The 25,626-nt window shown below is 72.3% G+C and carries 18 protein-coding genes; 16 read left to right on the top strand and 2 right to left on the bottom strand.

Annotation, left to right across the window (positions count from 1 at the left end):
* Positions 1-102 precede the first annotated feature (102 nt).
* The gene (locus OTB16_RS04780) at positions 103-2,724 is read left to right on the top strand and encodes a valine--tRNA ligase (RefSeq protein ID WP_267718590.1); all 2,622 of its coding nucleotides are present in this window, start codon (positions 103-105) and stop codon (positions 2,722-2,724) included.
* Between the two features lie 89 nt (positions 2,725-2,813).
* On the opposite strand, the gene OTB16_RS04775 is transcribed toward OTB16_RS04780, so the two are convergent.
* Positions 2,814-3,392 carry a vitamin K epoxide reductase family protein gene (locus OTB16_RS04775; RefSeq protein WP_267718589.1) on the bottom strand — a complete coding sequence of 193 codons (579 nt, stop codon included), beginning with the start codon at positions 3,390-3,392 and terminating at the stop codon, positions 2,814-2,816.
* Positions 3,393-3,556: 164 nt separating this feature from the next.
* Here OTB16_RS04775 and OTB16_RS04770 point away from each other — a divergent pair, with 164 nt between their 5' ends.
* Entirely contained in the window at positions 3,557-4,705 is a 1,149-nt protein-coding gene (locus OTB16_RS04770; RefSeq protein WP_267718588.1) for a sensor histidine kinase, read from the top strand.
* Between the two features lie 12 nt (positions 4,706-4,717).
* On the opposite strand, the gene OTB16_RS04765 is transcribed toward OTB16_RS04770, so the two are convergent.
* On the bottom strand, positions 4,718-5,446 hold the full coding sequence (locus tag OTB16_RS04765; protein WP_267718587.1) for a rod shape-determining protein: 729 nt from the start codon (positions 5,444-5,446) through the stop codon (positions 4,718-4,720).
* A 117-nt stretch (positions 5,447-5,563) separates the two neighbouring features.
* On the opposite strand from OTB16_RS04765, the gene folC reads away from it, so the two are divergent.
* From folC to rplU, 14 genes are all read left to right on the top strand, one after another.
* Positions 5,564-7,093: a bifunctional tetrahydrofolate synthase/dihydrofolate synthase gene (gene folC, locus OTB16_RS04760; protein WP_267718586.1), complete on the top strand. Its 1,530-nt coding sequence runs from the start codon at positions 5,564-5,566 to the stop codon at positions 7,091-7,093.
* A gap of 2 nt (positions 7,094-7,095) precedes the next feature.
* Entirely contained in the window at positions 7,096-7,455 is a 360-nt protein-coding gene (locus OTB16_RS04755) for a DUF4233 domain-containing protein (protein ID WP_267718585.1), read from the top strand.
* A gap of 64 nt (positions 7,456-7,519) precedes the next feature.
* Positions 7,520-7,930, top strand: a complete 411-nt coding sequence (gene ndk, locus OTB16_RS04750; RefSeq protein ID WP_267718584.1) for a nucleoside-diphosphate kinase — start codon at positions 7,520-7,522, stop codon at positions 7,928-7,930.
* A 296-nt stretch (positions 7,931-8,226) separates the two neighbouring features.
* A complete protein-coding gene (locus tag OTB16_RS04745) occupies positions 8,227-9,246 on the top strand; it encodes a rod shape-determining protein (protein WP_267718798.1) in 1,020 nt (339 codons plus the stop codon).
* A gap of 212 nt (positions 9,247-9,458) precedes the next feature.
* Positions 9,459-10,406: a rod shape-determining protein MreC gene (gene mreC / locus OTB16_RS04740; RefSeq protein WP_267718583.1), complete on the top strand. Its 948-nt coding sequence runs from the start codon at positions 9,459-9,461 to the stop codon at positions 10,404-10,406.
* Between the two features lie 13 nt (positions 10,407-10,419).
* Positions 10,420-11,124 (top strand): rod shape-determining protein MreD, encoded by a 705-nt coding sequence (gene mreD, locus OTB16_RS04735; protein ID WP_267718582.1) that lies wholly within the window; start codon positions 10,420-10,422, stop codon positions 11,122-11,124.
* A 13-nt stretch (positions 11,125-11,137) separates the two neighbouring features.
* Positions 11,138-13,309, top strand: coding sequence for a penicillin-binding protein 2 (gene mrdA / locus OTB16_RS04730; protein ID WP_267718581.1), 2,172 nt, complete (start codon positions 11,138-11,140; stop codon positions 13,307-13,309).
* A gap of 5 nt (positions 13,310-13,314) precedes the next feature.
* The gene (gene rodA, locus OTB16_RS04725; RefSeq protein WP_267718580.1) at positions 13,315-14,517 is read left to right on the top strand and encodes a rod shape-determining protein RodA; all 1,203 of its coding nucleotides are present in this window, start codon (positions 13,315-13,317) and stop codon (positions 14,515-14,517) included.
* A 49-nt stretch (positions 14,518-14,566) separates the two neighbouring features.
* A complete protein-coding gene (locus OTB16_RS04720; protein ID WP_267718579.1) occupies positions 14,567-16,102 on the top strand; it encodes a CYTH and CHAD domain-containing protein in 1,536 nt (511 codons plus the stop codon).
* 73 nt (positions 16,103-16,175) lie between these two features.
* Positions 16,176-18,101, top strand: coding sequence for a TIGR03960 family B12-binding radical SAM protein (locus OTB16_RS04715; RefSeq protein ID WP_267718578.1), 1,926 nt, complete (start codon positions 16,176-16,178; stop codon positions 18,099-18,101).
* 124 nt (positions 18,102-18,225) lie between these two features.
* Positions 18,226-19,551 (top strand): hypothetical protein, encoded by a 1,326-nt coding sequence (locus OTB16_RS04710; protein WP_267718577.1) that lies wholly within the window; start codon positions 18,226-18,228, stop codon positions 19,549-19,551.
* A 126-nt stretch (positions 19,552-19,677) separates the two neighbouring features.
* Positions 19,678-20,457: a TIGR03936 family radical SAM-associated protein gene (locus tag OTB16_RS04705; RefSeq protein ID WP_267718576.1), complete on the top strand. Its 780-nt coding sequence runs from the start codon at positions 19,678-19,680 to the stop codon at positions 20,455-20,457.
* Between the two features lie 236 nt (positions 20,458-20,693).
* On the top strand, positions 20,694-24,830 hold the full coding sequence (locus OTB16_RS04700; protein WP_267718575.1) for an Rne/Rng family ribonuclease: 4,137 nt from the start codon (positions 20,694-20,696) through the stop codon (positions 24,828-24,830).
* Positions 24,831-25,299: 469 nt separating this feature from the next.
* A complete protein-coding gene (rplU, locus tag OTB16_RS04695) occupies positions 25,300-25,620 on the top strand; it encodes a 50S ribosomal protein L21 (RefSeq protein ID WP_267718574.1) in 321 nt (106 codons plus the stop codon).
* Positions 25,621-25,626: the final 6 nt, after the last annotated feature.

Here is a 25,626-nt window from a genome sequence, read left to right as displayed (position 1 = left end):
ATGCGTCCCTCACATCCTGACGGAAGCCGGGGGCGGGCAGGGCGGCGGGCCCCTGGAATACCGGTTTCATGACTGGACTGTTACCGCTCTAAACTGTGCCCCGTGACCGAGAACACGCAGAAACCCAGCGCCCCCGACTCCGAACTGCCGACCCAGTACGCGCCGGCCGAGGTAGAGGGAAAGCTCTACGAGCGCTGGGTGGAGCGTGGGTACTTCACGGCCGACCCCGCGAGCGAGAAGCCCCCGTACACGATCGTCATCCCGCCCCCGAACGTCACCGGCTCCCTGCACCTGGGGCACGCCTTCCAGCACACGCTGATGGACGCCCTGACCCGCCGCAAGCGGATGCAGGGGTACGAGGCGCTGTGGCTGCCCGGCATGGACCACGCCGGCATCGCCACCCAGAACAAGGTCGAGCAGCAGCTCGCCGAGGAGGGCAAGTCCCGCCACGACCTGGGCCGCGAGGAGTTCGTCGACCGGGTCTGGCAGTGGAAGGAAGAGTACGGCGGCAAGATCCTCGGCCAGATGCGGCGCCTCGGCGACGGCGTGGACTGGTCGCGCGAGCGCTTCACCATGGACGAGGGCCTGTCCAAGGCCGTCCAGACGATCTTCAAGAAGCTCTACGACGACGGCCTGATCTACCGGGCCGAGCGCATCATCAACTGGTGTCCCCGCTGTCTGACCGCCATCTCCGACATCGAGGTGGAGTACCAGGACGACGCGGGCGAGCTCGTCTCGATCCGGTACGGCGAGGGCGAGGAGACCCTGGTCGTCGCCACGACCCGCGCCGAGACGATGCTCGGTGACACCGCCGTCGCCGTCCACCCGGACGACGAGCGCTACGCGCACCTGGTCGGCAGGCAGATCAAGCTGCCGCTGACCGACCGGACCATCCCGGTCGTCGCCGACACGCACGTCGACCCGGAGTTCGGCACCGGCGCCGTCAAGGTGACCCCGGCGCACGACCCGAACGACTTCGCGATCGGGCAGCGGCACGGCCTGGCCAACACGACGGTCATGGACGAGCACGGCGTGATCACCGTCCACGGCCCCTTCCTCGGCCTGGACCGCTTCGAGGCGCGGTCCGCGATCGTCGGCGCCCTGCGCGAGCAGGGCCGCATCGTCGCGGAGAAGCGCCCGTACCAACACTCCGTCGGGCACTGCTCGCGCTGCCGCACCACGGTCGAGCCGCGGCTGTCCCTCCAGTGGTGGGTCGGCGTCAAGCCGCTCGCGAAGGCCGCGGGCGACGCGGTCCGCGACGGCCGCGTCACGATCCACCCGCAGGAGATGGAGAAGCGGTACTTCGACTGGGTCGACAACCTCAACGACTGGTGCATCTCGCGCCAGCTGTGGTGGGGCCACCGGATCCCGATCTGGTACGGCCCGGAGGGTCAGATCGTCTGCGTTGGACCGGACGACGAGATTCCGACCGGTGAGGGCTGGACGCAGGACACCGACGTCCTCGACACCTGGTTCTCCTCCGGCCTGTGGCCGTTCTCCACGCTGGGCTGGCCGGAGAAGACCCCGGACCTGGAGAAGTTCTACTCGACCGACGTCCTGGTCACCGGCCACGACATCATCTTCTTCTGGGTCGCCCGGATGATGATGTTCGGCCTCTACGCCATGGACGGCGAGGTCCCCTTCAAGACGATCGCGCTGACCGGCCTGGTCCGCGACGAGCGCGGCAAGAAGATGTCGAAGTCCTTCGGCAACGTCGTCGACCCGCTGGACTGGATGGACAAGTACGGCTCCGACGCCGTCCGCTTCACCCTGGCCAAGGGCGCCAACCCCGGCACCGACGTCCCGATCGGCGAGGACTGGGTCCAGGCCTCCCGCAACTTCGCCAACAAGATCTGGAACGCCACGCGCTTCGCGCTGATGAACGGCGCGACGATCGAGGGCGACCTGCCGCCGGCCGAGAAGCTGTCGGCGACCGACCGCTGGATCCTGTCCCGGCTGAACAAGACGGTCGCGCAGGTGGACGCCTACTACGACGACTACCAGTTCTCCAAGCTCAGCGAGGCCCTCTACCACTTCGCGTGGGACGAGGTCTTCGACTGGTACGTCGAGCTGTCGAAGACGACCTTCTTCGCGGGCGGCGAGGGCGCCGAGGTCTCCGGCCGCGTCCTCGGCGAGGTCCTGGACACCACCCTGCGCCTGCTGCACCCGGTGGTCCCGTTCGTCACCGAGACCCTCTGGACCACCCTGACCGGCGGCGAGTCCCTCGTCATCGCGGACTGGCCCAAGGACAGCGGCTTCCGCGACGAGGCCGCCGAGGCCGAGATCGAGAACCTCCAGGCCGTCGTCACCGAGGTCCGCCGCTTCCGCGCCGACCAGGGGCTCCAGCCGGGCCAGAAGGTCCCGGCCCGCCTGGACCTGGCCGGTACGGCGCTGGCCGCGCACGAGCCGGCGATCCGCCAGCTGCTGCGCCTCCAGCCCGAGGGCGAGGAGTTCAGCGCCACCGCGACGCTCCCGGTCGGCGGCGCCACCGTCGCGCTCGACCTGTCCGGCACCATCGACGTCGCGGCCGAGCGCAAGCGGCTCTCCAAGGACCTCGGCGCCGCCGAGAAGGAGAAGCAGCAGGCGGAGGCGAAGCTCGGGAACGAGGCCTTCCTGGCCAAGGCCCCCGACAACGTCGTGGACAAGATCAAGGGCCGCCTGTCCAAGGCCGGGGCGGACATCGTCCGGATCCAGGCCCAGCTGGACGCGCTGCCGCTCGCGTAGGCCCAGGTGGTACGGCGAAGGCCCCCGCACCGGACGACGGACGACGGTGCGGGGGCCTTCGCCGCGTTCCGCCCCGCGAGGGGCGGCCGTCACAGGAGGCGGCCGCCGAACTCCGCCGCGATCAGCGCGGCCAGCACCGCGTACAGGGCCAGTGGCACCAGCCAGTGCGGGACCGCCCGCAGCGTCGAGCCGGGTTTCGCCAGGTGCCGGGTGACGTACCAGAACAGCGGGATCATCACCGCCCAGACGGCCATGCACCAGGGGCAGAGCGCCCCGATGACGTACAGGCACTGCCCGATCAGCCACACCGTGAAGGCGAAGCCCGCGGCGATGGCGGCCCACAGGCCCAGCCAGAGCCGGCGGGGGAGGACCGCCCCGGCCTCCAGGGCCAGGCCCAGGCCCGCGAGGGCCGCGAAGCCGGCGAGGCCGAGCAGCGTGTTGGGGGAGCCCAGCAGACTGCTCTGCCAGGTGGTCATCACGTCGCCGCAGCTGAGGACCGCGTTCACGTCGCACCCGGGGGAGAAGAGGGGATCCTCCAGGGTGCGGACGCGGTCGTACGTGAGGACGCCCGAGGCCAGCGTGCCGATCAGGCCGCCAACGAGCAGGAGCAGGCCCGTGCCCCGGGCGGGCCGGGCGGGCCGGGCGGGGCGAGGGGCGTCGGTGCTCATTGCTCCGACCCTATGAACGGCGGGCGGCCCGGCGGCAGAGCGGAAGGGCTCCTGTACGCAGGGTCGTCCGGCCCGGGTTCCGGCCCGTCCGGAGTGCCTCATATCACTTTTTATCCGGTCCGGGCGGATCCGATCCGCCCGGCCGACCCCGGATGATGGAGGGCATGCACGTCAAGCCCGTCGCCTCGGCGCTCCACTGGGCCGTGGCCACCGGCCGTCGGTTCGCCGAGTGCTGGGCGGGCTCGCCGAGGGCGCTGGACGTGCTCACCGCGCTCGGCTGCCTGGGCCTGATGTCGCTGGACCTGCCCGGGCTGGCCGCCGCGGACAATTCGCTCAACGGCCCGCTCGCCGCCTGCGTCCTCGCCGCCGGCTGCTCGACCCTGCTGCTGCGGCGCCGGATGCCCTGGCTCTCCTTCCTCGCCGCGCTGCTGTTCATCGGCTGGCTGCATGAGCTGACCCTGATCCAGTTCGCGCTGTACTCGGTGGGCCGCTACCGCGGGCGCCGGGCCGGGATCCTGGCCACCCTGGCCTACGTGGCCTTCGCGCTGGTGATGTTCCTGCTGCCGGGCTGGCCCGAGCCGCGGGTCGAGGCCCTCAGCGCCTTCCTCAGCCTGGTCGTGCCCATCGGGGTGCTCGCCTCGGCCGTCGGGATCGCCGCCTACCGCCACGACCTCGTGGCCGAGCTGACCGCCCGCCGGGCCGAGTCCGCCGTGCTCCAGGCAGTCCAGGAGGAGCGCACCTCCGTGGCCCGCGACGTCCACGACTTCGTAGGGCGGGAGCTGACCCTGCTGACCGTACGCTCCGAGGTGCTGTCGGTACGTTCGCGCCGGACGGCGTACGCCAAGGACTTCGAGGAGCTGGCCGACACCGCGCGCCGGGCCCACCTGGTGCTCAACGACATCATCGTGCAGCGCGGGGAGCGGGCCGCGACCCCGGGCGTCGACGGGCTCCCGGCCCTCGCCGAGGAGAGCGGGCGGGCCGGCTCACCCGTACGGCTCGTGCTGGACCCGGACGCGCACGCGCTGTCGCCGCTGCGCCAGGCGGCGGTCTACCGGGTGGTCCAGGAGTGCCTGACCAACGCCGCCAAGCACGCGCGCGGCGAGACCATCGAGGTGTCGGTCGCGGCGGACGGCCCGCACGTGCGGATCGCCGTGAGCAACGTGCTGCCCGACCGGACCCCCGGCCGCGCCCCGGTCTCGGCGGGTTCGGGCACGGCGAGCATGGCGGAGCGCGTCCGGAGCCTGGGCGGCACGCTGACCGCCACCCGTACGGACGGGTCGTACCTGGTGGTCGCGACCCTGCCGCGCGGCTGACGGCCGTACGGGTCAGGCCGTCAGCACCCCGGAGGCGAACCGGGCCCCTTCCAGGGTGTCGAGGTCCTCGACGCACTTGCCCGAGCCCAGGGCCACGCAGTCCAGCGGGTTGTCCGCCACGAAGACGGGGATGCCGGTCGCGGAGGCCATCCGCAGGTCCAGGCCCGGCAGCAGCGCGCCGCCGCCCGTCAGGACGATGCCGCCCAGTGAGATGACGGCGACCTCGCAGGTGCCGCCGCCGATGTCCACCACCATCGAGCCGCGCGCCTCGGCCACCGGCAGTCCGGCGCCGATCGCCGCCGCCATCGGCTCCTCGATCAGGTGCACGGTCTTGGCACCGGCCCGGGTCGAGGCCTGGACGATGGCCCGCCGCTCGACCGGGGTGACACCGGAGGGCACGCAGATCACCATCCGGGTGCGGGTCCGCCGGCCGGGGACCGCCTTGCGGACGAAGTGCCGGATCATCTCCTCGGCGGCCTCGTAGTCGCAGATCACGCCGTCTTTGAGGGGGCGGATCGCGGTGATGGAGCCGGGGGTGCGGCCGATGGTCTCCTTGGCCTCCGTCCCGACGGCCAGGGCGGTGGTCGTACCGGCCCGGACGGCGACGACGGAGGGCTCGTTGAGGACGATTCCGTGCCCCCGGGCGTAGACGAGGGTGTTGGCGGTCCCCAGGTCGATTCCTATGTCGCGGCTGGAAGCTTTCTTGTTGGGCCCCGTCTGTTCACTGCGCGCCTGCGGCATTTGTTCCCCAATCTCCTGCTCGCAAGGCTTGCGTAACGATCTGGTCGCCCCCCACGGCGAAGGTCCTGAAACGACCGGGCCGAAAGTCCCGCGGGCTGCCGTCCGTAGACTGGGCCCGTGAGTGAGCAGCAGCCCGAGAGCCATGGCCCCGACGATCTTGACCACCTCCCCGACGAGTTCGACCGGATCGTCGCGGAAGAGTCCGACCGCGATCCCGACCTGGCGGTGATCGAGGCCGGGAGCCGCACCCTGCGCGCCCAGGCCGGAGCGCCCCAGGGGGACCCGGTACCCGCCCACCCCACCAACCCCGAGACCGCGAAGGCGCTCTTGGAGGTGGAGCAGGAGCTCGCCACCCGCTGGGGCGAGACCAAGCTGGAGCCGTCCGTGACGCGCATCGCGGCACTGATGGACCTGCTGGGCGAGCCGCAGCGCGCGTACCCCTCGATCCACGTGACCGGCACCAACGGCAAGACCAGCACCGCCCGCATGATCGAGTGCCTGCTGAACGCCTTCGAGCTGCGCACCGGCCGCTACACGAGCCCGCACGTCCAGTCGGTCACCGAGCGGATCAGCCTCGACGGGGCGCCGATCACCGCCGAGCGGTTCGTGGAGACCTACCACGACATCAAGCCGTACGTGGAGATGACCGACGCCGCCCAGGAGTACCGGCTGTCGTTCTTCGAGGTGCTCACCGGGATGGCGTACGCGGCCTTCGCGGACGCCCCGGTCGACGCGGCCGTCGTCGAGGTCGGCATGGGCGGCACCTGGGACGCGACCAACGTCATCGACGGTGCGATCGCGGTGGTCACCCCGATCAGCCTGGACCACACCGACCGCCTCGGCTCCACCCCGGGCGAGATCGCCCAGGAGAAGGGCGGCGTCATCAAGCAGGGCGCCACCGTGATCCTGGCGCAGCAGCCGGTGGACGCGGCGCAGGTGCTGCTGAAGAAGGCCGTCGAGGTCGACGCGACGGTGGCCCGCGAGGGCATGGAGTTCGGCGTCGTCTCGCGCGAGGTCGCGGTCGGCGGGCAGCAGCTGACGCTGCGCGGCGTGGGCGGCGAGTACGACGGGATCTTCCTGCCGATGTACGGCGCCCACATGGCGCGCAACGCGGCGGTGGCGCTGGCCGCGGTCGAGGCCTTCTTCGGCGTCGGCCAGGAGCACGCGCGGGTGCTGGACGTGGAGACCGTACGGAAGGCCTTCGCCGCGGTGACGTCGCCGGGCCGGATGGAGGTCGTGCGGCGCAGCCCGACGGTGGTCCTGGACGCGGCGCACAACCCGGCGGGCGCGGCGGCCACGGCGGAGGCGGTCACCGAGTCGTTCGGCTTCAGCCGGCTGGTCGGGGTCGTGGCGGCGAGCGAGGGCAAGGACGTCCGCGGGGTGCTGGAGGCCTTCGAGCCGATCTTCGCGGAGGTGGTGGTGACGGAGAACTCCAGCCACCGGGCCATGGGCGCGGACGAGCTGGCGGGCGTCGCGGTCGAGGTCTTCGGCGCGGACCGGGTGCAGGTCGAGCCGCGGCTGGACGACGCCCTGGAGGCGGCGATCACCCTGGCGGAGGAAGAGGCCGAGTACGGAGGGGCCGGGGTCCTGGTGACCGGTTCCGTGATCACGGTGGGCGAGGCCCGCCTGCTGCTGAAGAGGGGCTGAGGATGCGCACGCTGTGTGCGAGCACGCTGATCGGCGAGTTCTTCGTGATCGGGTTCGCCGGCCTGGTGGCCATGAAGAACCCGGACCTGACCCAGGCGGAGGTCTGGACGGTCTGCGGCGTCACGATGCTGCTGTCGGTGCTGCTCTGCGGGATGCTGTCGCGGCCCGGGGCGGTGCAGCTGGGCTGGGCCCTGCAGATCGGGCTGATCGCGAGCGGGTTCGTCGTCCCGACGATGTTCTTCCTCGGTGCGGTGTTCGCCGGACTGTGGTGGTGCTCGGTGCACTACGGGCGCAGGATCGACACGATCAAGGCGCGCTGGGCGGCCGCGCAGGAGGCACCCGCGGCGCCTGACGCTGCGTGACGGTTCACCGCATCGGCCCTGTAGATTCGTCCCACCGCACCCGTATGCCGCAAGGAGCCGCACCATGACCCAGCGCACCCTCGTCCTGCTCAAGCCCGACGCCGTCCGGCGGGGCCTGATCGGCGAGATCATCGGCCGCATCGAGCGGAAGGCCGGCTGGACCGTTCCCGCGCTGGAGCTGCGCACGCTGGACCAGGAGACCCTGGAGGCGCACTACGGCGAGCACAAGGGCAAGCCGTTCTACGAGCCCCTCATGGGCTTCATGTCGGGCGGTCCCGTCGTTGCCCTGGTGGTGGAAGGGGAACGCGTGATCGAGGGTGTCCGCCAGCTGGCCGGACCCACCGACCCGATCGCCGCGGCGCCCGGCTCCATCCGGGGCGACTTCGGCACGATCACCCGCGAGAACCTGATCCACGCCTCCGACTCCGAGGAGTCCGCCGCGCGTGAGCTGAAGCTGTTCTTCCCCGCTCTGTGAGCACTCCTCGCTGACGTGACATCAGCCAAATAGCGCTCATGACCTGGGGCGACCGAAGTAATTTCGGTCGCCCTCCGGTATTTCCGGCGGCGACCGGGAACGACTCGGCAGGACACGACGTCACCACTAAGGGGGCGGGTATCCGTTCCGGCGGGTTTGCCGGAGTCCCGTCGCGCGGTGTCCGTACTCCCGGCACTACGATGGGGCCTCCACCCACACACCCACCTCGCCGACCTGACAGCAGCAGCTATCAACTGGAAGGCCAGACGCTCCTCATGGGGAACAAGGGGAACTACATGTCGTTCATCGGCCGTGACATGGCGATCGACCTCGGGACCGCCAACACGCTGGTGTACGTGCGGGGCCGGGGGATCGTCCTGAACGAGCCGTCCGTGGTCGCCATCAACACGAACACCGGCGGCATCCTGGCGGTCGGCTCCGAAGCGAAGAAGATGATCGGGCGCACGCCCGGCAACATCGTCGCCGTGCGGCCCCTCAAGGACGGCGTGATCGCCGACTTCGAGATCACCGAGCGAATGCTCCGGTACTTCATCCTCAAGATCCACAAGCGCCGCTACCTGGCCCGTCCGCGCGTCGTTGTCTGCGTGCCCTCCGGCATCACCGGAGTGGAGCGCCGCGCCGTCATCGAGGCGTCCACGCAGGCCGGCGCCCGTCAGGTGCACATCATCGAAGAGCCCATGGCCGCCGCCATCGGCTCGGGCCTGCCCGTCCACGAGGCCACCGGCAACATGGTCGTGGACATCGGCGGCGGCACCACCGAGGTCGCCGTCATCTCCCTCGGCGGAATCGTCACGGCACAGTCCATCCGGGTGGCCGGCGACGAGCTCGACAACGCGATCATCCAGCACATCAAGAAGGAGTACTCGCTCCTCCTCGGTGAGCGAACGGCCGAGCAGATCAAGATCACCATCGGCTCGGCGTACGACCTCGACAAGGACGAGCACACCGAGATCCGTGGCCGCGACCTCGTCTCGGGCCTGCCCAAGACCGTGGTCATCTCGGCCGCGGAGGTCCGCAAGGCCATCGAGGAGCCCGTCAACGCCATCGTCGACGCGGTCAAGACGACGCTCGACAAGTGCCCCCCGGAGCTCTCCGGCGACATCATGGACCGCGGCATCGTCCTCACCGGCGGCGGCGCCCTGCTGCGCGGCCTCGACGAGCGGCTGCGCCGCGAGACGGGCATGCCGATCCACATCGCCGAGAATCCGCTCGACTCCGTCGCGCTCGGCTCCGGCAAGTGCGTCGAGGAGTTCGAGGCGCTCCAGCAGGTCCTGGACGCCCAGCCCCGCCGCTGATGCGGACCCCCGGGGCCGGGGACCACGCGGAACACAAGAATCCGCCGTACGGGTGCTGCCGCGCCCGTGCGGCGGATCGTTGATATACAGGCAAAAGACCTGTGCGAGCCCCGGCTCCAACGGAGCGCATCCACCGCCCCGATGACAGCACCGGCTCCACGGGAGCGGCTACGCCGCTCGCACATCTCTACGAGGAAGGCACGCCGCCGCACGTGAGGGACACACGAGAAAGCCGGCTGCTCCTGGTGCTTCTGATCGCCATCGCGTTCGCATTGATCACGGTGGACATCAGAGCGGGCGAGGAGTCTCCGGTCGACGGTGCCCGGCAAGCCGCCGCAACGGTCTTCGGCCCGGTCGAGAAGGGCGTTTCGACGGCCGTCGACCCGGTCGCCAACGCCATAGGGGCGGTACGGGACTCCGGCGAGCGCCACAACCGCATCGCCGTACTGGAGCGCGAGAACGCCCGTCTGAAGGCCACGCTGGGCAGCGAGGACCAGAACCGCAGCCGGGTCCGCGAGCTCGACGAGATGCTCAAGCGGGCCGGCGCCGGACAGTACGGAATCAAGGGCGCCGAGGTCATCGCCATAGGAGCGGCCCAGGGCTTCTCCTGGACCGTCACCATCGACGCCGGAAGCAAGGACGGCATCGAGCGCGACATGACCGTCCTCAACGGGGACGGACTCGTCGGCCGGGTCTCCACCGTGGGCCCCGACACCGCCACCGTCGTCCTCGCCAACGACCCCGACTTCACCGTCGGCACACGGCTGGAGAAGACCGGCGAGCTCGGCTTCGCCACCGGCCAGGGCGACCGCGCGATGTCCGTCCAGATGCTCAACGGCAAAGCCAAGATCAACCCCGGCGACCGCCTCGTGACCTTCGGCTCGCGCGGCAACAAGCCCTTCGTGCCCGGCGTGCCGATCGGCGAGGTGGTCAAGGTCGACCCCTCGCGCGGCGACCTGACCCGCACCGTCTGGGTCAAGCCGGCCGTTTCCTTCTCGCGCCTGGACATCGTCGGCGTCGTCGTCATGCCGCCGCGCGAGGACCCGCGCGACGCCGTCCTGCCTCCCAAGCCCGAAGCCCCCAAGCCCACCCCGACCGTCACCGTGACGGTCACCCCGTCCGCGTCGGCCGGTGTGGCCGGCAAGCCGGCCGACGAGTAGGAGCAGACCGCCCATGCGCTTCAACCGGATCCTGCTCTCGGCCACCCTCGTGGTGGTCGCCCTCGTCGTCCAGGTCACCGTCCTGGGCCGGCTCCAACTGCCCGGCGCCGTACCCGACCTCGTCCTGCTCACCGTCGTCGCCCTCGCACTCGTGTACGGGCACGTCAGCGGGGCCCTCATCGGCTTCGCCGCGGGCCTCCTCACCGACCTGGCCCCGCCCGCCGACCACGCCGCCGGGCGGTACGCGCTCGTGCTCTGCCTCATCGGCTACGTGGCGGGCCTGGTCCGCCCCGACAGCGGGCGGTTCCGCTCCGCCTGGGGCCCGATGCTGACGGTGGTCGGCGCCGCGGTCGCCTCCACGCTGCTCTACGCGGGAGTGGGCGCCCTCGTGGGCGACACCGCCGCCCGCCACGTGGGCCTGACCGGCCTGCTGTTCACCGCGACCCTGTACGACCTGCTGCTCGCGCCCTTCACCGTGCCGTTCATCATGGCGCTGGCCCGGCGCGCCGAGAACGACCCGATGGCCGTCGAGGCCGGCGGCGGACCGGCCCAGAGCAAGGACGTCTCCGCCGGCTGGCTGGCCGGCGGAACCGGCCTGCGCATCGGCAGCCAGCGCGGTGGCCTGCGCATGAAGACCGCGCGCGGACGCGCCAACCGGGCCGGCCGCATAAAGGGCGTCAAGGTCGTGAAGAGCGTGAAGAGCGTCAAGAAACTGTGACGAGGGAGCAGCGGTGACCAACACCCCGGAAACCGGCGGCACCTCCCGGGTGCGCATCAGGCTTGTCATGATCCAGGTGCTCGTCCTCTCGATGTTCCTCACCCTCGCCGGGCGCCTGTGGTACCTCCAGGTCCGCAACGGGCAGGAGTACTACGACGAGGCCAAGAGCAATCACGTCCAGCAAGTCGTCCAGCCGGCCGTACGCGGCTCGATCCTCGACGCCCGCGGGGTCGCGCTCGCCGACAACGAGACCCGCCTCGTCGTGTCCGCCAGCCGTACCGCCCTGATGAAGATGCCGGACAGGGGCAAGGGCGTCATGACCCGCCTCGCCGGCGTCCTGGACATGAGCCCCCAAGAGGTCATGGACAAGGTCCGGCTCTGCGACTCCCGCACCCCCGCGCCCTGCTGGAACGGCTCCCCGTACCAGCCGATCCCGGTCACCCTCGAGGCCACCACGCAGCAGGCGCTGCAGCTCCGCGAACGCCCCGAGGAGTTCCCCGGCATCACCGCGGAGCCCACCGCCGTACGCCGCTACCCGGCGCCCGGCGGGACCCGGACCGCGCAGGTGCTCGGCTACCTCTCGCCGGTCACCGACGAGGAGATCAAGAAGGCCAAGGACACCGACTCGCCGCACCTGCGCTCCGATCAGGTGGGCCGTTCCGGGATCGAACGCACCTATGACAAGGAGCTGCGCGGAAAGGCGCAGGTCACCTCGTACGAGGTCGACAACCTCGGCCGTGTCATGGGCCAGACCAAGTCCGACCCGGGCGTGGCCGGGTCCACCCTCGTCACCAGCATCGACGCGCGGGTCCAGGCCGTCGCCGAGTACGAGCTCCACCAGGCGATGAAGACGGTCCGCAACGAGACCGACAAGATCACGGGCCGCAAGTACGAGGCCGACTCGGGCGCCGTCGTCGTCATGGAGGTCAAGACCGGCCGGGTCGTCGCGATGGCCTCCCAGCCCGACTACGACCCCAACGCCTGGGTCGGTGGCATCTCGGCCACGGACTACGCCACGCTCACCAGCAAGAAGTCCAACTACCCGCTCCTCAACCGGGCCATCCAGGGCCAGGCCCCCGCGGGCTCCATCTTCAAGGTGGTGTCGGCCAGCGCGGCCGTGCGGGCCGGCTACGCCTTCGACGACAAGTACAACTGCAGCAGCTCGTACAGCCTCGGCGGTCGCAGCTTCGCGAACTTCGAGTCCAAGGGCCACGGCCCCATCACCCTCGGCGACGCCCTCAAGTTCTCCTGCAACACCGTGTTCTACGCCCTCGGGCACAAGGAGTGGCAGCACGACGGCGGCCTCCAGCCCAAGAAGGACGCCCACGACTGGTTCTACCGGACCGCCCGCGAATTCGGGCTCGGGTCCGAGACGCGGATCGACCTGCCGAACGAGGTCACCGGCCGCATCCCCGACCGGCGGTGGAAGAAGAACTTCTGGGCGGCCAACAAGAACGCCTGGTGCAAGCAGGGCAAGAAGGGCGGCACCTACGTCGAGCAGATCGCGTACGAGAGCTGCCTCGAGGGCAACCAGCTCAAGGCGTTCGACAGCATCAACTTCGCCATCGGCCAGGGCGACGTCCTCGTCACCCCCATCCAGATGGCCACCGCCTACTCGGCCATCGGCAACGGGGGCACCCTCTACAACCCCACCGTCGGCAAGGCCGTGATCAGCGCCGACGGCAAGCACGTCGAGATGATCAAGCCCCAGGCCCACGGCAGGCTGCCGATCGACGCCCGGACCGTCAGCGACCTCGACAAGGGCCTGCGCTCCGTCGTCGCGCCCGGAGGCACCGCCGCCTGGCGGTTCGGCGGCTGGCCGCTGGACAAGATCCCGATGCGGGCCAAGACCGGCACCGCCCAGGTCTACGGCAAGCAGACCACCTCGTGGCTGGCCACGTACACCGACGACTTCGCGATCGTCATGACCATCTCCCAGGGCGGTACCGGCTCCGGAGCCTCCGGCCCCGCCGTCCGCACCATCTACGACGCCATCTACGGCCTCGACATGGAGGGCAACCAGGACCCGAAGCGGGCCCTGCTGCTCAAGCCGGAGGCGAAACTGCCCCGGATCCTGCCCGACGGCTCCATCGAAGCCCCCGACATCAAGCCGTACGTGCCGCCGTCCCCGGAGGATGTCGCGCCGCCCGCACTCGCCGGACCACCCCCCGCACGGCAGGACTGAAGGACATGCAGACCGCCAACAAGTTCTCCGTCTCCCGGTACGCGCCCGAGCAGCGCGGGGCGATGGCCAGGATGACCGCCCGCGACTCCGTCGTGCGCCGGCTCGACTGGCCGATACTCCTGTCCGCCCTCGCGCTGTCCCTCATCGGCGCCCTGCTGGTGTGGTCGGCGACCCGCAACCGGACCCAGCTCAACCAGGGCGACCCGTACTACTTCCTGTTCCGGCACGCGCTGAACACCGGCATCGGCCTGGTCCTGATGATCGGCACCGTCTGGCTCGGCCACCGCACCCTGCGCGGCGCGGTGCCCGTGCTGTACGGGCTCTCGCTGGTGCTCATCCTCGCCGTCCTCACCCCGCTCGGCGCCACCATCAACGGCGCCCACGCGTGGATCGTGATCGGCGGCGGATTCTCCCTCCAGCCCTCCGAGTTCGTGAAGATCACGATCATCCTGGTCATGGCGATGCTGCTGGCCACCCGGGTGGACGCGGGAGACCTCTCCCATCCCGACCACCGCACGGTCGTCAAGGCCCTGTGCCTGGCGGCCGCCCCCATGGGCATCGTCATGCTGATGCCCGACCTCGGCTCCGTCATGGTGATGGTCGTCATCGTGCTCGGCGTCCTGCTGGCCTCCGGGGCCTCCAACCGGTGGGTCCTCGGCCTGCTCGGCTCGGGCGCCGGCGGAGCCGTCCTGATCTGGCAGCTCGGCGTCCTCGACGAGTACCAGATCAACCGCTTCGCCGCCTTCGCCAACCCCGAGCTGGATCCGGCGGGCGTCGGCTACAACACCAACCAGGCCCGCATCGCCATCGGCTCGGGCGGACTGACCGGCTCCGGGCTCTTCAAGGGCTCGCAGACCACCGGCCAGTTCGTGCCGGAGCAGCAGACCGACTTCGTCTTCACGGTCGCGGGGGAGGAGCTCGGCTTCATCGGCGCCGGGCTCATCCTCGTCCTGATCGGCGTCATCCTGTGGCGGGCCTGCATGATCGCCCGCGAGACCACCGAGCTCTACGGGACCATCGTGTGCGCGGGCATCATCGCCTGGTTCGCGTTCCAGTCCTTCGAGAACATCGGGATGACCCTCGGGATCATGCCGGTGGCCGGGCTCCCGCTGCCCTTCGTCTCGTACGGAGGCTCCTCGATGTTCGCCGTCTGGGTCGCCGTCGGGCTGTTGCAGTCGATCAAGGTGCAACGGCCGTTGTCGGCCTAATGCCCCGTTCACCCTGGAGTCACGTCCCGTTCAGGACTAAATTCGGTCCATGGCGGAAACGAAGCGCGAGATCGAGCGGAAGTTCGAGTTCACACGGGCCGGCAAGAAGGGCTCCGGGCCGGCCCGCGGCGAGGTGCCGGACTTGACGGGCACGGCCGGGATCACGGCCGTGACCGACCAGGGCACCGTCGAACTCGACGCCGTCTACTACGACACACCCGACCGGCGGCTCGCCGCCGACGGCCTCACCCTGCGCCGCAGAACCGGCGGCGCGGACGCCGGCTGGCACCTCAAACTGCCCGTCTCCCCGGGCGTCCGCGACGAGATCGGGGCCCCGCTCGGCGACGCCCTCCCCGACTCCCTCGCCGCACTGGTCCGCTCCCGCGTCCGGGGCACCGGCCTGGCCCCGCAGGTCCGGCTGGTCTCCTCGCGCCGGATCAGCCACCTCCTCGGCGCCGACGGCGCCCTCCTCGCGGAGCTGGCCACCGACGCGGTCCGCGCCGAGCGGAGCGGCGCCCGCGCCGCCTGGACCGAAGTCGAGGTGGAACTCGCCGACGGAGTGGACCCCGGACTGCTCGACGCGGTCGAGAAGACCTTCCGCAAGGCCGGGCTCAAGGTCTCCGACGCCCCCTCCAAACTCGCCCGGGCCCTCGCCGAGACGGGAGCCGAACCCCCCGCCCGGCCCGGAGACGCCGGCCCGGACGCGACGGCGGGCGCCCAGGTGCTCGCGTACCTGCGCGCGCAGCGCGACACGCTCGTCGCCCAGGACCCGGCCGTCCGGCGGAACCTGCCGGACTCCGTCCACCAGATGCGGGTCGCCACCCGCCGGCTGCGCAGCGCCTTCAAGACCTACCGCAAGGTGCTCGACCGCGACGTCACCGACCCGGTCGGCGAGGAACTGCGCTGGCTGGCCGCCGAACTCGGCGTCGACCGCGACCAGGAGGTCCTCCTGGAGCGGATCCAGACCCACCTGGGCGAGGTCCCGCGCACCCTGGTGACGGGCCCGGTCCGCAGCCGCCTGCGCGTGTGGAACACCACCCGCCGCGCCGGATCGCGGCGCCGGGCCCTGGCCGTGCTCGACGGCAAGAGGTACGTCGCCCTGCTGGACTCCCTCGACGCGCTGCTGGACGACCCGCCGCTGCGCGACGCCGCCGCCGGACCCGCGCGCGAGGTGCTGCCCGCGGCCGTGCTCCGCGACTTCGAGCGCCTCGCCGGACGGGTCGAAGTCGCGCTGGCCATGGACGCGGGCGCCGACCGCGACCGGGCCCTGCACGACGCCCGCAAGGCGGCCAAGCGCGCCCGCTACGCGGCCGAGGCGGCCGTTCCCGCGCTCGGCAAACCGGCGAAGCGGCTCGCCGAGGCGGTGAAGTCGGTGCAGTCCCTGCTCGGCGACCACCAGGACGGCGTGGTGGCCCGCGAAGCCCTGCGCGGCCTCGCCGTCCAGGCGCACGGAGCCGGGGAACCGGGCTTCACCTGGGGCGTCCTGTACGGACGGGAGGAGGCCCTGGCCGAGCGCCGCGAACGCGAACTCCCCGACGTGTGGGCGGCGGCGGCCGACCCGGCACTGCGGGCCGCGCTCGGATGATCACGCGGGGAGGGGCGGGTGTGCCCCCGGGGTACGCTTGAGAGTCGTCCCCCGCCCGCTTCATGAAAGTCGCGTGATGACCGAGTCGGTCTTCCCTCAGCTCGAGGCCCTGCTTCCGCACGTCCAGAAGCCGATCCAGTACGTCGGCGGAGAGCTGAACTCCACCGTCAAGGACTGGGACGCCTGTGACGTCCGCTGGGCGCTCATGTACCCGGACGCGTACGAGGTCGGGCTGCCCAACCAGGGCGTCATGATCCTGTACGAGGTGCTCAACGAGCGCGAGGGCGTCCTCGCCGAGCGCACGTACAGCGTGTGGCCGGACCTCGAAGAGCTGATGCGCGAGCACAAGGTGCCGCAGTTCACCGTCGACTCGCACCGCCCGGTGTCGGCGTTCGACGTCTTCGGGCTCTCCTTCTCCACCGAGCTCGGCTACACCAACATGCTCACGGCGCTGGACCTCGCGGGCATCCCGCTGGAGGCCCGCAACCGCACCGTCGACCACCCGATCGTCCTCGCGGGCGGCCACGCGGCCTTCAACCCCGAGCCGATCGCGGAGTTCATCGACTGCGCGGTCATCGGCGACGGCGAGCAGGCCGTCCTCGACGTGACCGAGATCATCCGCGCCTGGAAGGCCGAGGGCCGTCCGGGCGGACGCGAGGAAGTCCTGCTGCGCCTCGCGAAGACCGGCGGCGTCTACGTCCCGGGCTTCTACGACGTCGAGTACCTGCCCGACGGCCGCATCGGCCGCGTCGTCCCGAACCGCTCCGGCGTGCCGTGGCGCGTGTCCAAGCACACCGTCATGGACCTCGACGAGTGGCCGTACCCGAAGCAGCCGCTGGTCCCGCTCGCCGAGACCGTCCACGAGCGGATGTCGGTGGAGATCTTCCGCGGCTGCACCCGCGGCTGCCGTTTCTGCCAGGCCGGCATGATCACGCGCCCCGTGCGGGAGCGAAGCATCACCGGCATCGGCGAGATGGTCGAGAAGGGCCTGAAGGCGACCGGCTTCGAGGAGGTCGGCCTGCTGTCGCTGTCCTCCGCGGACCACACCGAGATCGCCGACATCGCCAAGGGCCTCGCGGACCGCTACTCCGACGACAAGGTGGGCCTGTCCCTCCCGTCGACCCGCGTCGACGCCTTCAACGTGGACCTGGCCAACGAGCTCGCCCGCAACGGGCGCCGCTCCGGCCTGACCTTCGCCCCCGAGGGCGGCTCCGAGCGCATGCGCAAGGTCATCAACAAGATGGTCTCGGAAGAGGACCTGATCCGGACCGTCTCCACGGCGTACGGCAACGGCTGGCGCCAGGTGAAGCTGTACTTCATGGTCGGCCTGCCGACCGAGACCGACGAGGACGTGCTCCAGATCGGCGACATGGCGGTCAACGTCATCGCCAAGGGCCGAGAGGTCTCCGGCCAGAACGACATCCGCTGCACGGTGTCGATCGGCGGGTTCGTGCCGAAGCCGCACACCCCGTTCCAGTGGGCGCCGCAGCTGTCGGCGGAGGAGACGGACGCCCGCCTCGGCAAGCTCCGCGACAAGCTCCGCGGGGACAAGAAGTACGGCCGTTCCATCGGCTTCCGCTACCACGACGGCAAGCCGGGCGTCGTCGAGGGCCTCCTCTCGCGCGGCGACCGCCGCGTCGGCGACGTCATCCGCGCCGTGTACGAGTCCGGCGGCCGCTTCGACGGCTGGCGCGAGCACTTCAGCTACGACCGCTGGATGGAGGCCGCCGGGAAGGCGCTGCCCGCGCACGGCGTGGACGTCGCCTGGTACACGACCCGCGAGCGCACCTACGAGGAGGTCCTGCCCTGGGACCACCTGGACTCCGGTCTCGACAAGGACTGGCTCTGGGAGGACTGGCAGGACGCCCTCGACGAGACCGAGGTCGAGGACTGCCGCTGGACCCCGTGCTTCGACTGCGGCGTGTGCCCGCAGCTCGACCTCGACATCCAGATCGGCCCCACCGGCAAGAAGCTGCTGCCGCTCACGGTCGTGAAGTAGCCGGACCCGAAGCGGCCGTTCGCCAGGACGGATCCGCCGGCGCCGCGTAACACCTGCGCATCGGGAGGCCCCCACCCGCAACGGTGGGGGCCTCCCGTGCGTCGTCAGGGACATGATCGTCGACATGCGGAAACGACCGGGCCCCGATCCCGAACCCCGTCCCGGGCCCGGGACCCCCGCCCGGCCGGAGGGCCAGGGGTGCGTCTTCGCCGTCGTGCGGATCCCCGTACGGATCGTGGCCGTGCTCATCCTGCTGCCGCTGCGGATGGTCTGGGACCTGCTGGTCCTCTGCGCCCGCGCCGTGCACCGCCGCGCCCTGCGGCCGGCCGGCGACGCGGTGGCCTGGCTGTTCGCGCGGCTGTACCGGTACGTCCTGACCCCGCTCGGCAGGGCGGCCGCCCGGCTCGCACGGGGCACGGGACTGGTCCTGCGCTGGGTGTTCCTCGCCGTCTGCTACTGGCCGTGGGCCGCCGCGTGGCGTCACCTCCTCGTACCCGCCGGTTCCGCGCTGTGGCGGTACGTGCTGACTCCGCTCGGGCGGGGGCTCGCGTGGTGCGGGCGGTGGGCGGCCGTGGTGGTGGAGTGGCTGGCGAAGGCCGTGTGCGTGTGGCCCTGGACCGGGCTCTGGCGCCATGTCCTGACGCCGCTCGGCCGGCGGCTGCTCCTGTACCTGCTGCGCCCGGCCGGCCACGGGCTCGTACGGGCGGTCCGGGTCTTCGGCCGCTCCGTGCTCCGGCCGCTCGGCGCGGGCACCGTCCGGCTCCTCGCCGCCGGCTACCGCCACCTGCTGGTTCCGCCGGTCCGCGGCGCGGGCCAGCTGGCCCGGTGGCTGTACCGCCACGTCCTCACCCCGGCCGGGCACGGCCTCGCCCGGTTCCTCCCGGCGCTCCTGCGCGCCGTGTTCGTCTGGCCGTGGGCAGCGCTGTGGCGCTACGTCCTGGTCCCCGCGGGGCGCGCCCTCGCCTGGCTGGCCAAGGCCCTGCTCGTCTGGCCCTGGGCCGCCGCCTGGCGGTACGTGGTGGGCCCCGGCGCCGCCGCGGCCCACCGCTACCTGCTGGCCCCGCTCGGCCGGGGGCTCGCCCGGACCGCGCGCGGGCTGTACGCGTACGTGCTCACGCCGCTCGGGCACTTCCTCCTCGGCGCCTGGCGGCTGGCCGGCCGCGTCAGCCGGGCCGTGGGGCGCGGGCTGCTCCTGCTGTGGCGCGGGCTCGTCGCCCGTCCCGCGGCCTGGGCCTACCGGCAGGTCGCCACTCCCGCCGGGCATTTCGCGCGCGAGGTGTGGCGCACGGCACGCGCCGCGGTACGGGAGGCACGTGCCGGCGTACGGCAGGCACTGTTCGGTACCCCTTCCCGGGAACCGGTGAGGTCAGGGGCGCGTACTCTGGGTAGTAAGAAGGCCGCAGGCAACACGCCCGCTCCCGAGATCTCCCTCCACGAACGGCAGGGGTGAGCCGGAGGCGGGGCGTGGCCCGCAGGCCCCACAGACCTCAGGGCGACGCGCCGGCCGCGGAGCCCCGCACAAGGAGAAGAACCACTGGGCAAGCGACAGACCGAAGGCCCGCCACCCGCACCGGTGGTGCAGCGCATCCGACTGCGCTACACCAAGCGCGGCCGCCTCCGGTTCACCAGCCACCGCGACTTCCAGCGGGCGTTCGAGCGGGCCCTGCGCCGCGCCGAGGTGCCCATGGCGTACTCGGCCGGCTTCACCCCGCACCCCCGCGTCTCGTACGCCAACGCCGCCCCGACCGGGACCGGCAGCGAGGCCGAGTACCTCGAGATCGCCCTCGCCGAGCCGCGCGACCCCGAGAAGCTCCGTGAGCTGCTCGACGAGTCGATGCCGGCCGGCCTCGACATCATCGACGCCGTGGAGGCCCGCACCTCGGGCCTCGCCGACCGGCTCACCGCCTCCGTGTGGGAGCTGCGCCTGGACGGAGTGGACCCGGCCGAGGCCGAACGCGCCGTCACGGCCTTCCTCGCCGCCGAGACGGTGGAGGTCCAGCGCCGGACGAAGAACGGCATGCGGACCTTCGACACGCGCGGCGCGGTGGTCACTCTGGAAGCGCTTCCCGCCCAGGTTGATAGGCCTCTGGACCATGCTTGTGCGATACTGCGGCTGGTTGTTCGGCATCTGACACCTGCCGTGCGACCCGACGACGTCCTGTCCGGTCTCCGAGCTGTGGCCGACCTGGCGCCGCCGGTCCCCTCAGCGGTGACCAGGCTGGCGCAGGGGCTCTTCGACGAGGAGTCCGGCACGGTGACCGACCCGCTCGCGCCCGACCGCGAGGCCGACACGGCCGCCCCACAAACGGCCGCCGTAGCGGCCGACGCGAAGGCGCCGGAAGGTCCCGCCGCGTAGGGAACGTCGTCGTCGCGCAGCCCTGGTACTCGGGAGCCACCTGGGTCGGGCAGCGCATTGACCTGAAGACTTCCGCCAGGCCGTACGCACACACACGTACGGAACCGGCGGCCATGGACTACAGCTCCCGTGTGGCGAACGCGCCCCGGAGGCCGGTTCCGCGCTCATTACGCGAAACCGAGCCGGACCGGATGTCAGCCGCGGCGCCCGGGAGCGTGACGGGAGAACCGCCCGCAATGCTCAACAACGAAAACACCACCACCCCCGGTAACGCCGACAGCGGCAGCCCCAGCGACAACCTGCCCCCGCGCAGGCGTCGCCGCGCCGCCTCCCGGCCGGCGGGCCCGCCCGGCGCGACCGCCGCCGAGAACACCCCGGTGGCCGAGGCCGTTCCGGCCGCCCCCGAGGCGGAGGCCGCTCCGGCCGCCGCTCCCGTTCGCGCCCGTCGCCGTGCCACGCGTGCCGTGACCGCCCCCGAGGCGCCGGCCGCCGTCGCCGCTCCGGCCCCGGCCCCGGCCGCCACGGCCCCGGCCGTCGAGGCCCCCGCCGCTGCGGTCGTCGCCGAGGAGTCCGCCGCTCCGGCCCCGCGTGCCCGTCGCCGTGCGACCCGTGCCGTGACCGCGCCGGAGGCTGCTGTCGCCGCTCCGGTCGAGGCCGCGCCGGTGGTCGAGGAGGAGGCTCCGGCCGCTCCCGCCCCGCGTGCCCGCCGCCGTGCCACCCGTGCCGGGACCGCCCCCGAGGCACCGGCCGCCGCCGTCCCCGCTCCGGTCGAGGCCGCGCCGGTGGTCGAGGAGGAGGCTCCGGCCGCTCCCGCCCCGCGTGCCCGCCGCCGTGCCACCCGTGCCGGGACCGCCCCCGAGGCACCGGCCGCCGCCGTCGCCGCCCCGGCCGAGGCCGCCCCGGCCCCGGCCGTCGAGGTCGTCCCCGCCGCGGTCGCCGCCGCAGAGCCCGCCGCCGAGGAGTCCGCCGCTCCGGCGCCGCGCACCCGCCGCCGTGCCACCCGCGCCGTCGCCGCTCCGGCCGGCGCTGGGCAGCCCGCCGCCGTCGCGGACGAGGCCCCCGCCGTCGTGGAGGAGGCCCCCAAGGCCGCCGCCCGCGCCGTCACCGTCGCCGACGCCGTGGACTCCCCGAAGCGCGGCGGCCGCCGCCGCGCCACCCGGTCCACCACCGCCCCGGCCACCACCGCCCCGGCCACCACCGCCCCGGCCGCCGCCGCGCAGCCCGACGCCGCTGCCGAGGACGAGGCGGCGCCCGCCGCGCCGGCCCGCTCGCGCCGCGCCACGCGTCCCGCCGTGGCCGTCTTCCAGGCCCCGGTCTTCGCCGAGCCGATGTTCCAGACCCCCGAGACGGCCGCCGTGGCCGCCGCGGCCGCCCGCGCCGCCGACCCGGCCGACCAGGTCGAGGAGGAGGACGAGCTCACCGAGGCCGCCGCCCCGGCCGAGGCCGTCGAGACCCCCGCCCCGCAGCCCGCGGGCCGCCGCCGTCGCCGCGGTCGCGGCGCCGCCGAGGCCGCCCCGGTCGCCGGGAGCGGCCCGGTCTCCCTGCCCGAGGTACTCGCCGAGGAGGAGCCGGAGGCCGAGACCGCCGAGCTCGACGAGGAGTCCGCCGAGTTCGACGACGCCGACGAGTCGGGCGAGCGCCCCTCGCGCCGTCGCCGCCGCGGTGGCCGCCGTCGCCGTCGCGGCGAGTCCGCCGACCTCGACGAGTCCGCCGAGGACGACGCCGAGACCCCGGCCGCCGAGCAGGAGGCCGAGGAGCAGGAGGACGACGAGGACGACGACACCGGCGCGCTCGGCTCCAGCTCCAGCCGTCGCCGCCGTCGCCGTCGCCGCCGCAGCGGTGACTCCGGCTCCGACGCCGCCGAGGGCGGCGAGGACGACGGCGTACGCACCGTCGTCAAGGTCCGCGAGCCGCGCCCGGCCCGCGAGCGCGCGGAGTCCGCCTCCACGTCCACCTCCTCCGACGAGGTCCAGTCCATCAAGGGCTCGACCCGTCTGGAGGCGAAGAAGCAGCGCCGCCGCGAGGGCCGCGAGCAGGGCCGCCGCCGCGTCCCGATCATCACGGAGGCCGAGTTCCTGGCCCGCCGTGAGGCCGTCGAGCGCGTGATGGTCGTCCGCCAGGCCGGCGAGCGCACCCAGATCGGCGTCCTCGAGGACAACGTGCTCGTCGAGCACTACGTCAACAAGGAAGAAGCCACCTCGTACGTCGGCAACGTCTACCTGGGCAAGGTCCAGAACGTGCTGCCGTCGATGGAGGCCGCCTTCATCGACATCGGCAAGGGGCGCAACGCGGTCCTGTACGCCGGCGAGGTCAACTTCGAGGCGCTCGGCATGGCCAACGGGCCGCGCCGCATCGAGTCCGCCCTCAAGTCCGGCCAGTCGGTCCTGGTGCAGGTCACCAAGGACCCGATCGGCCACAAGGGCGCCCGCCTGACCAGCCAGGTCTCGCTGCCCGGCCGCTACCTGGTCTACGTGCCCGAGGGCTCGATGACCGGTATCAGCCGCAAGCTGCCCGACACCGAGCGCGCGCGTCTGAAGACCATCCTCAAGAAGATCGTCCCCGAGGACGCGGGCGTCATCGTGCGCACCGCCGCCGAGGGCGCGAGCGAGGACGAGCTGCGCCGCGACGTCGAGCGCCTCCAGGCCCAGTGGGAGGACATCCAGAAGAAGTCGAAGCAGATCTCGACCTCTTCGCCGAGCCTGCTGTACGGCGAGCCGGACATGACGGTCCGCGTCGTGCGCGACATCTTCAACGAGGACTTCTCGAAGGTCATCGTCAGCGGTGACCAGGCCTGGGAGACCATCCACGGCTACGTCGCGCACGTCGCCCCGGACCTGTCCAACCGGCTGTCCCGCTGGACCTCCGAGGTCGACGTCTTCGCGACGTACCGGATCGACGAGCAGCTCGCCAAGGCGCTCGACCGCAAGGTGTGGCTGCCCTCGGGCGGCTCGCTTGTGATCGACAAGACCGAGGCGATGATCGTCATCGACGTCAACACCGGCAAGTTCACCGGTCAGGGCGGCAACCTCGAGGAGACCGTCACCAGGAACAACCTGGAGGCGGCCGAGGAGATCGTGCGCCAGCTGCGGCTGCGCGACCTGGGCGGCATCGTCGTCATCGACTTCATCGACATGGTCCTGGAGTCCAACCGCGACCTGGTCCTGAGGCGCATGCTGGAGTGCCTGGGCCGCGACCGGACGAAGCACCAGGTCGCCGAGGTCACCTCGCTGGGCCTGGTCCAGATGACCCGCAAGCGGGTGGGCCAGGGTCTGCTGGAGTCCTTCTCCGAGACCTGCGTCCACTGCAACGGCCGCGGCGTCATCGTCCACATGGAGACGCCGACCGTGGTCGGCGGCGGTGGCAACGGCAAGCGCGCCAAGCGCCGCGGCGGCAAGTCCGAGTTCGACCAGCACGACCACGACCACGACGCCGACACCGTCGAGGCGGAGTTCGAGGCGGAGGGCGAGAGCGCCGCCGAGGTGGCCGCCGAGGCCGCCGCTCCGCGGGCGCTGCCCGAGCCGGAGTTCGTCGCGGACGAGGAGCTGTACAGCAGCCCCGCCGAGGCCGAGGCGGGCGTCAGCGGCCGTCGCAACCGCCGCCGTGCCACCCGCAAGGCGACCGCTCCGGCGGGCGCCCCGCGCGGTGCGGCCACCCCGGCCCCCGTGGCCGAGGCCGTCGCGGAGCCGGTCGCCGAGCCCGCGCCCGTCGAGACGGCGCCGGTCCCGGAGCCGGTCGTGGAGGCCGCCCCGGCCCCCGTGGCCGAAGCCGCCGCGGAGCCGACGCCGGAGGACGCCCCCAAGGGCCGTACCCGTCGCCGGGCGACCCGTAAGGCGACCGCTCCGGCGGGCGCCCCGGCCGAGGCCGCGCCGGAGCCGGTGGTCGAATCCGCGCCGGCCGTCGCGACCGTCGCCGAGCCCGAGCCCCAGCCCGTCGCTGCGGCCGTCGTCGAGGAGGCGCCCGTCGCGGACGCCGCTCCGGCCCGCCCGCGCCGTCGTGCCACCCGCAAGGCCACCGCACCCGCCGGTTCCCCGGCAGGCGCGGCGGAGGCGGCCGTGGTCGTCGTCGAGACCCCGGTGACCGAGCCGGCCGAGCCGGCCGAGCCGGCCGAGCCGGCCGCTCCGGCCGGGGAAGACGCTTCGGCGGAGGAGGCTGCTCCCGCCAGGAAGGCCGCCAAGAAGGCCCCGGCCAAGAAGGCGACCGCGGCGAAGAAGGCGACCACCGCCAAGAAGGCGACGGCGGCGAAGAAGGCCACCACCGCCACCGCCAAGAAGGCGGCCACCACGAAGAAGACCGCGACCAAGCGGGCCACGAAGAAGACCGCGGCGGCGGAGCAGCAGGCGCTCCCGTCCGTCTCGGCTCCCACCGAGGCCTGATCCCGCGGTCCCGCCCGAACGGCCCGGCCCGGCACCGAGAGGTGCCGGGCCGGGCCGTTTCCGTACGGGGGACCTCGGTACGGGGGACCTCCGCACGCCCCGCCCGGCCCGCAGCGGCCCAGAGGCGGCCTCCGCGTCCCCGCCCGCGCCGGGGACGCCCCGGCTGCCCGCCACGGCCTCCCGGGGAGCTTCCTCCGCGTCCCCGGCGGCCTGACCGGAGTCCTCCCGTCCGGCCGCGGGGCCGCGCCGGGCGGGCGGTACGGGTGTCGGCCGCCCGGGTGATCAGGTCCCGGTTTGACCCCTCAGACGGGGCCCCGTAACCTGGGCCGCTGGCGTGTCTATGTGCGCGCCGTCCACTGAGCACCTCACCTCCCGGACCGCCTTGCGGTATGGGGGAGGCCGGCCTGCGGTTTCTTCGCGGGGCCGGCTGGCTTCAGGGGTTCCCGAATCGAGCGAGAGAGAGATCCGCGTGTACGCCATCGTGCGCAGCGGTGGTCGCCAGCACAAGGTTGCTGTTGGTGACATCGTTGAGGTTGACAAGATTCCCACTGCCAAGGTCGGCGACACGGTCGAGCTCTCGACCCTGCTCGTTGTCGACGGCGAAGCCGTGACCAGCGACCCGTGGGTGCTCGCCGGGATCAAGGTCCAGGTCGAGATCGTGGACCACCACAAGGGTGCCAAGATCGACATCCTGCGGTACAAGAACAAGACCGGCTACCGCCGTCGCCAGGGTCACCGCCAGCAGTACACGGCGATCAAGGTCACCGGTATCCCCGCGGCTGCGAAGTAAGAGGGA

Source organism: Streptomyces antarcticus, from assembly GCF_026627255.1.
In the GTDB taxonomy this organism is placed as follows: domain Bacteria; phylum Actinomycetota; class Actinomycetes; order Streptomycetales; family Streptomycetaceae; genus Streptomyces; species Streptomyces antarcticus.
This window is presented reverse-complemented; position numbering and strand designations above follow the sequence as displayed.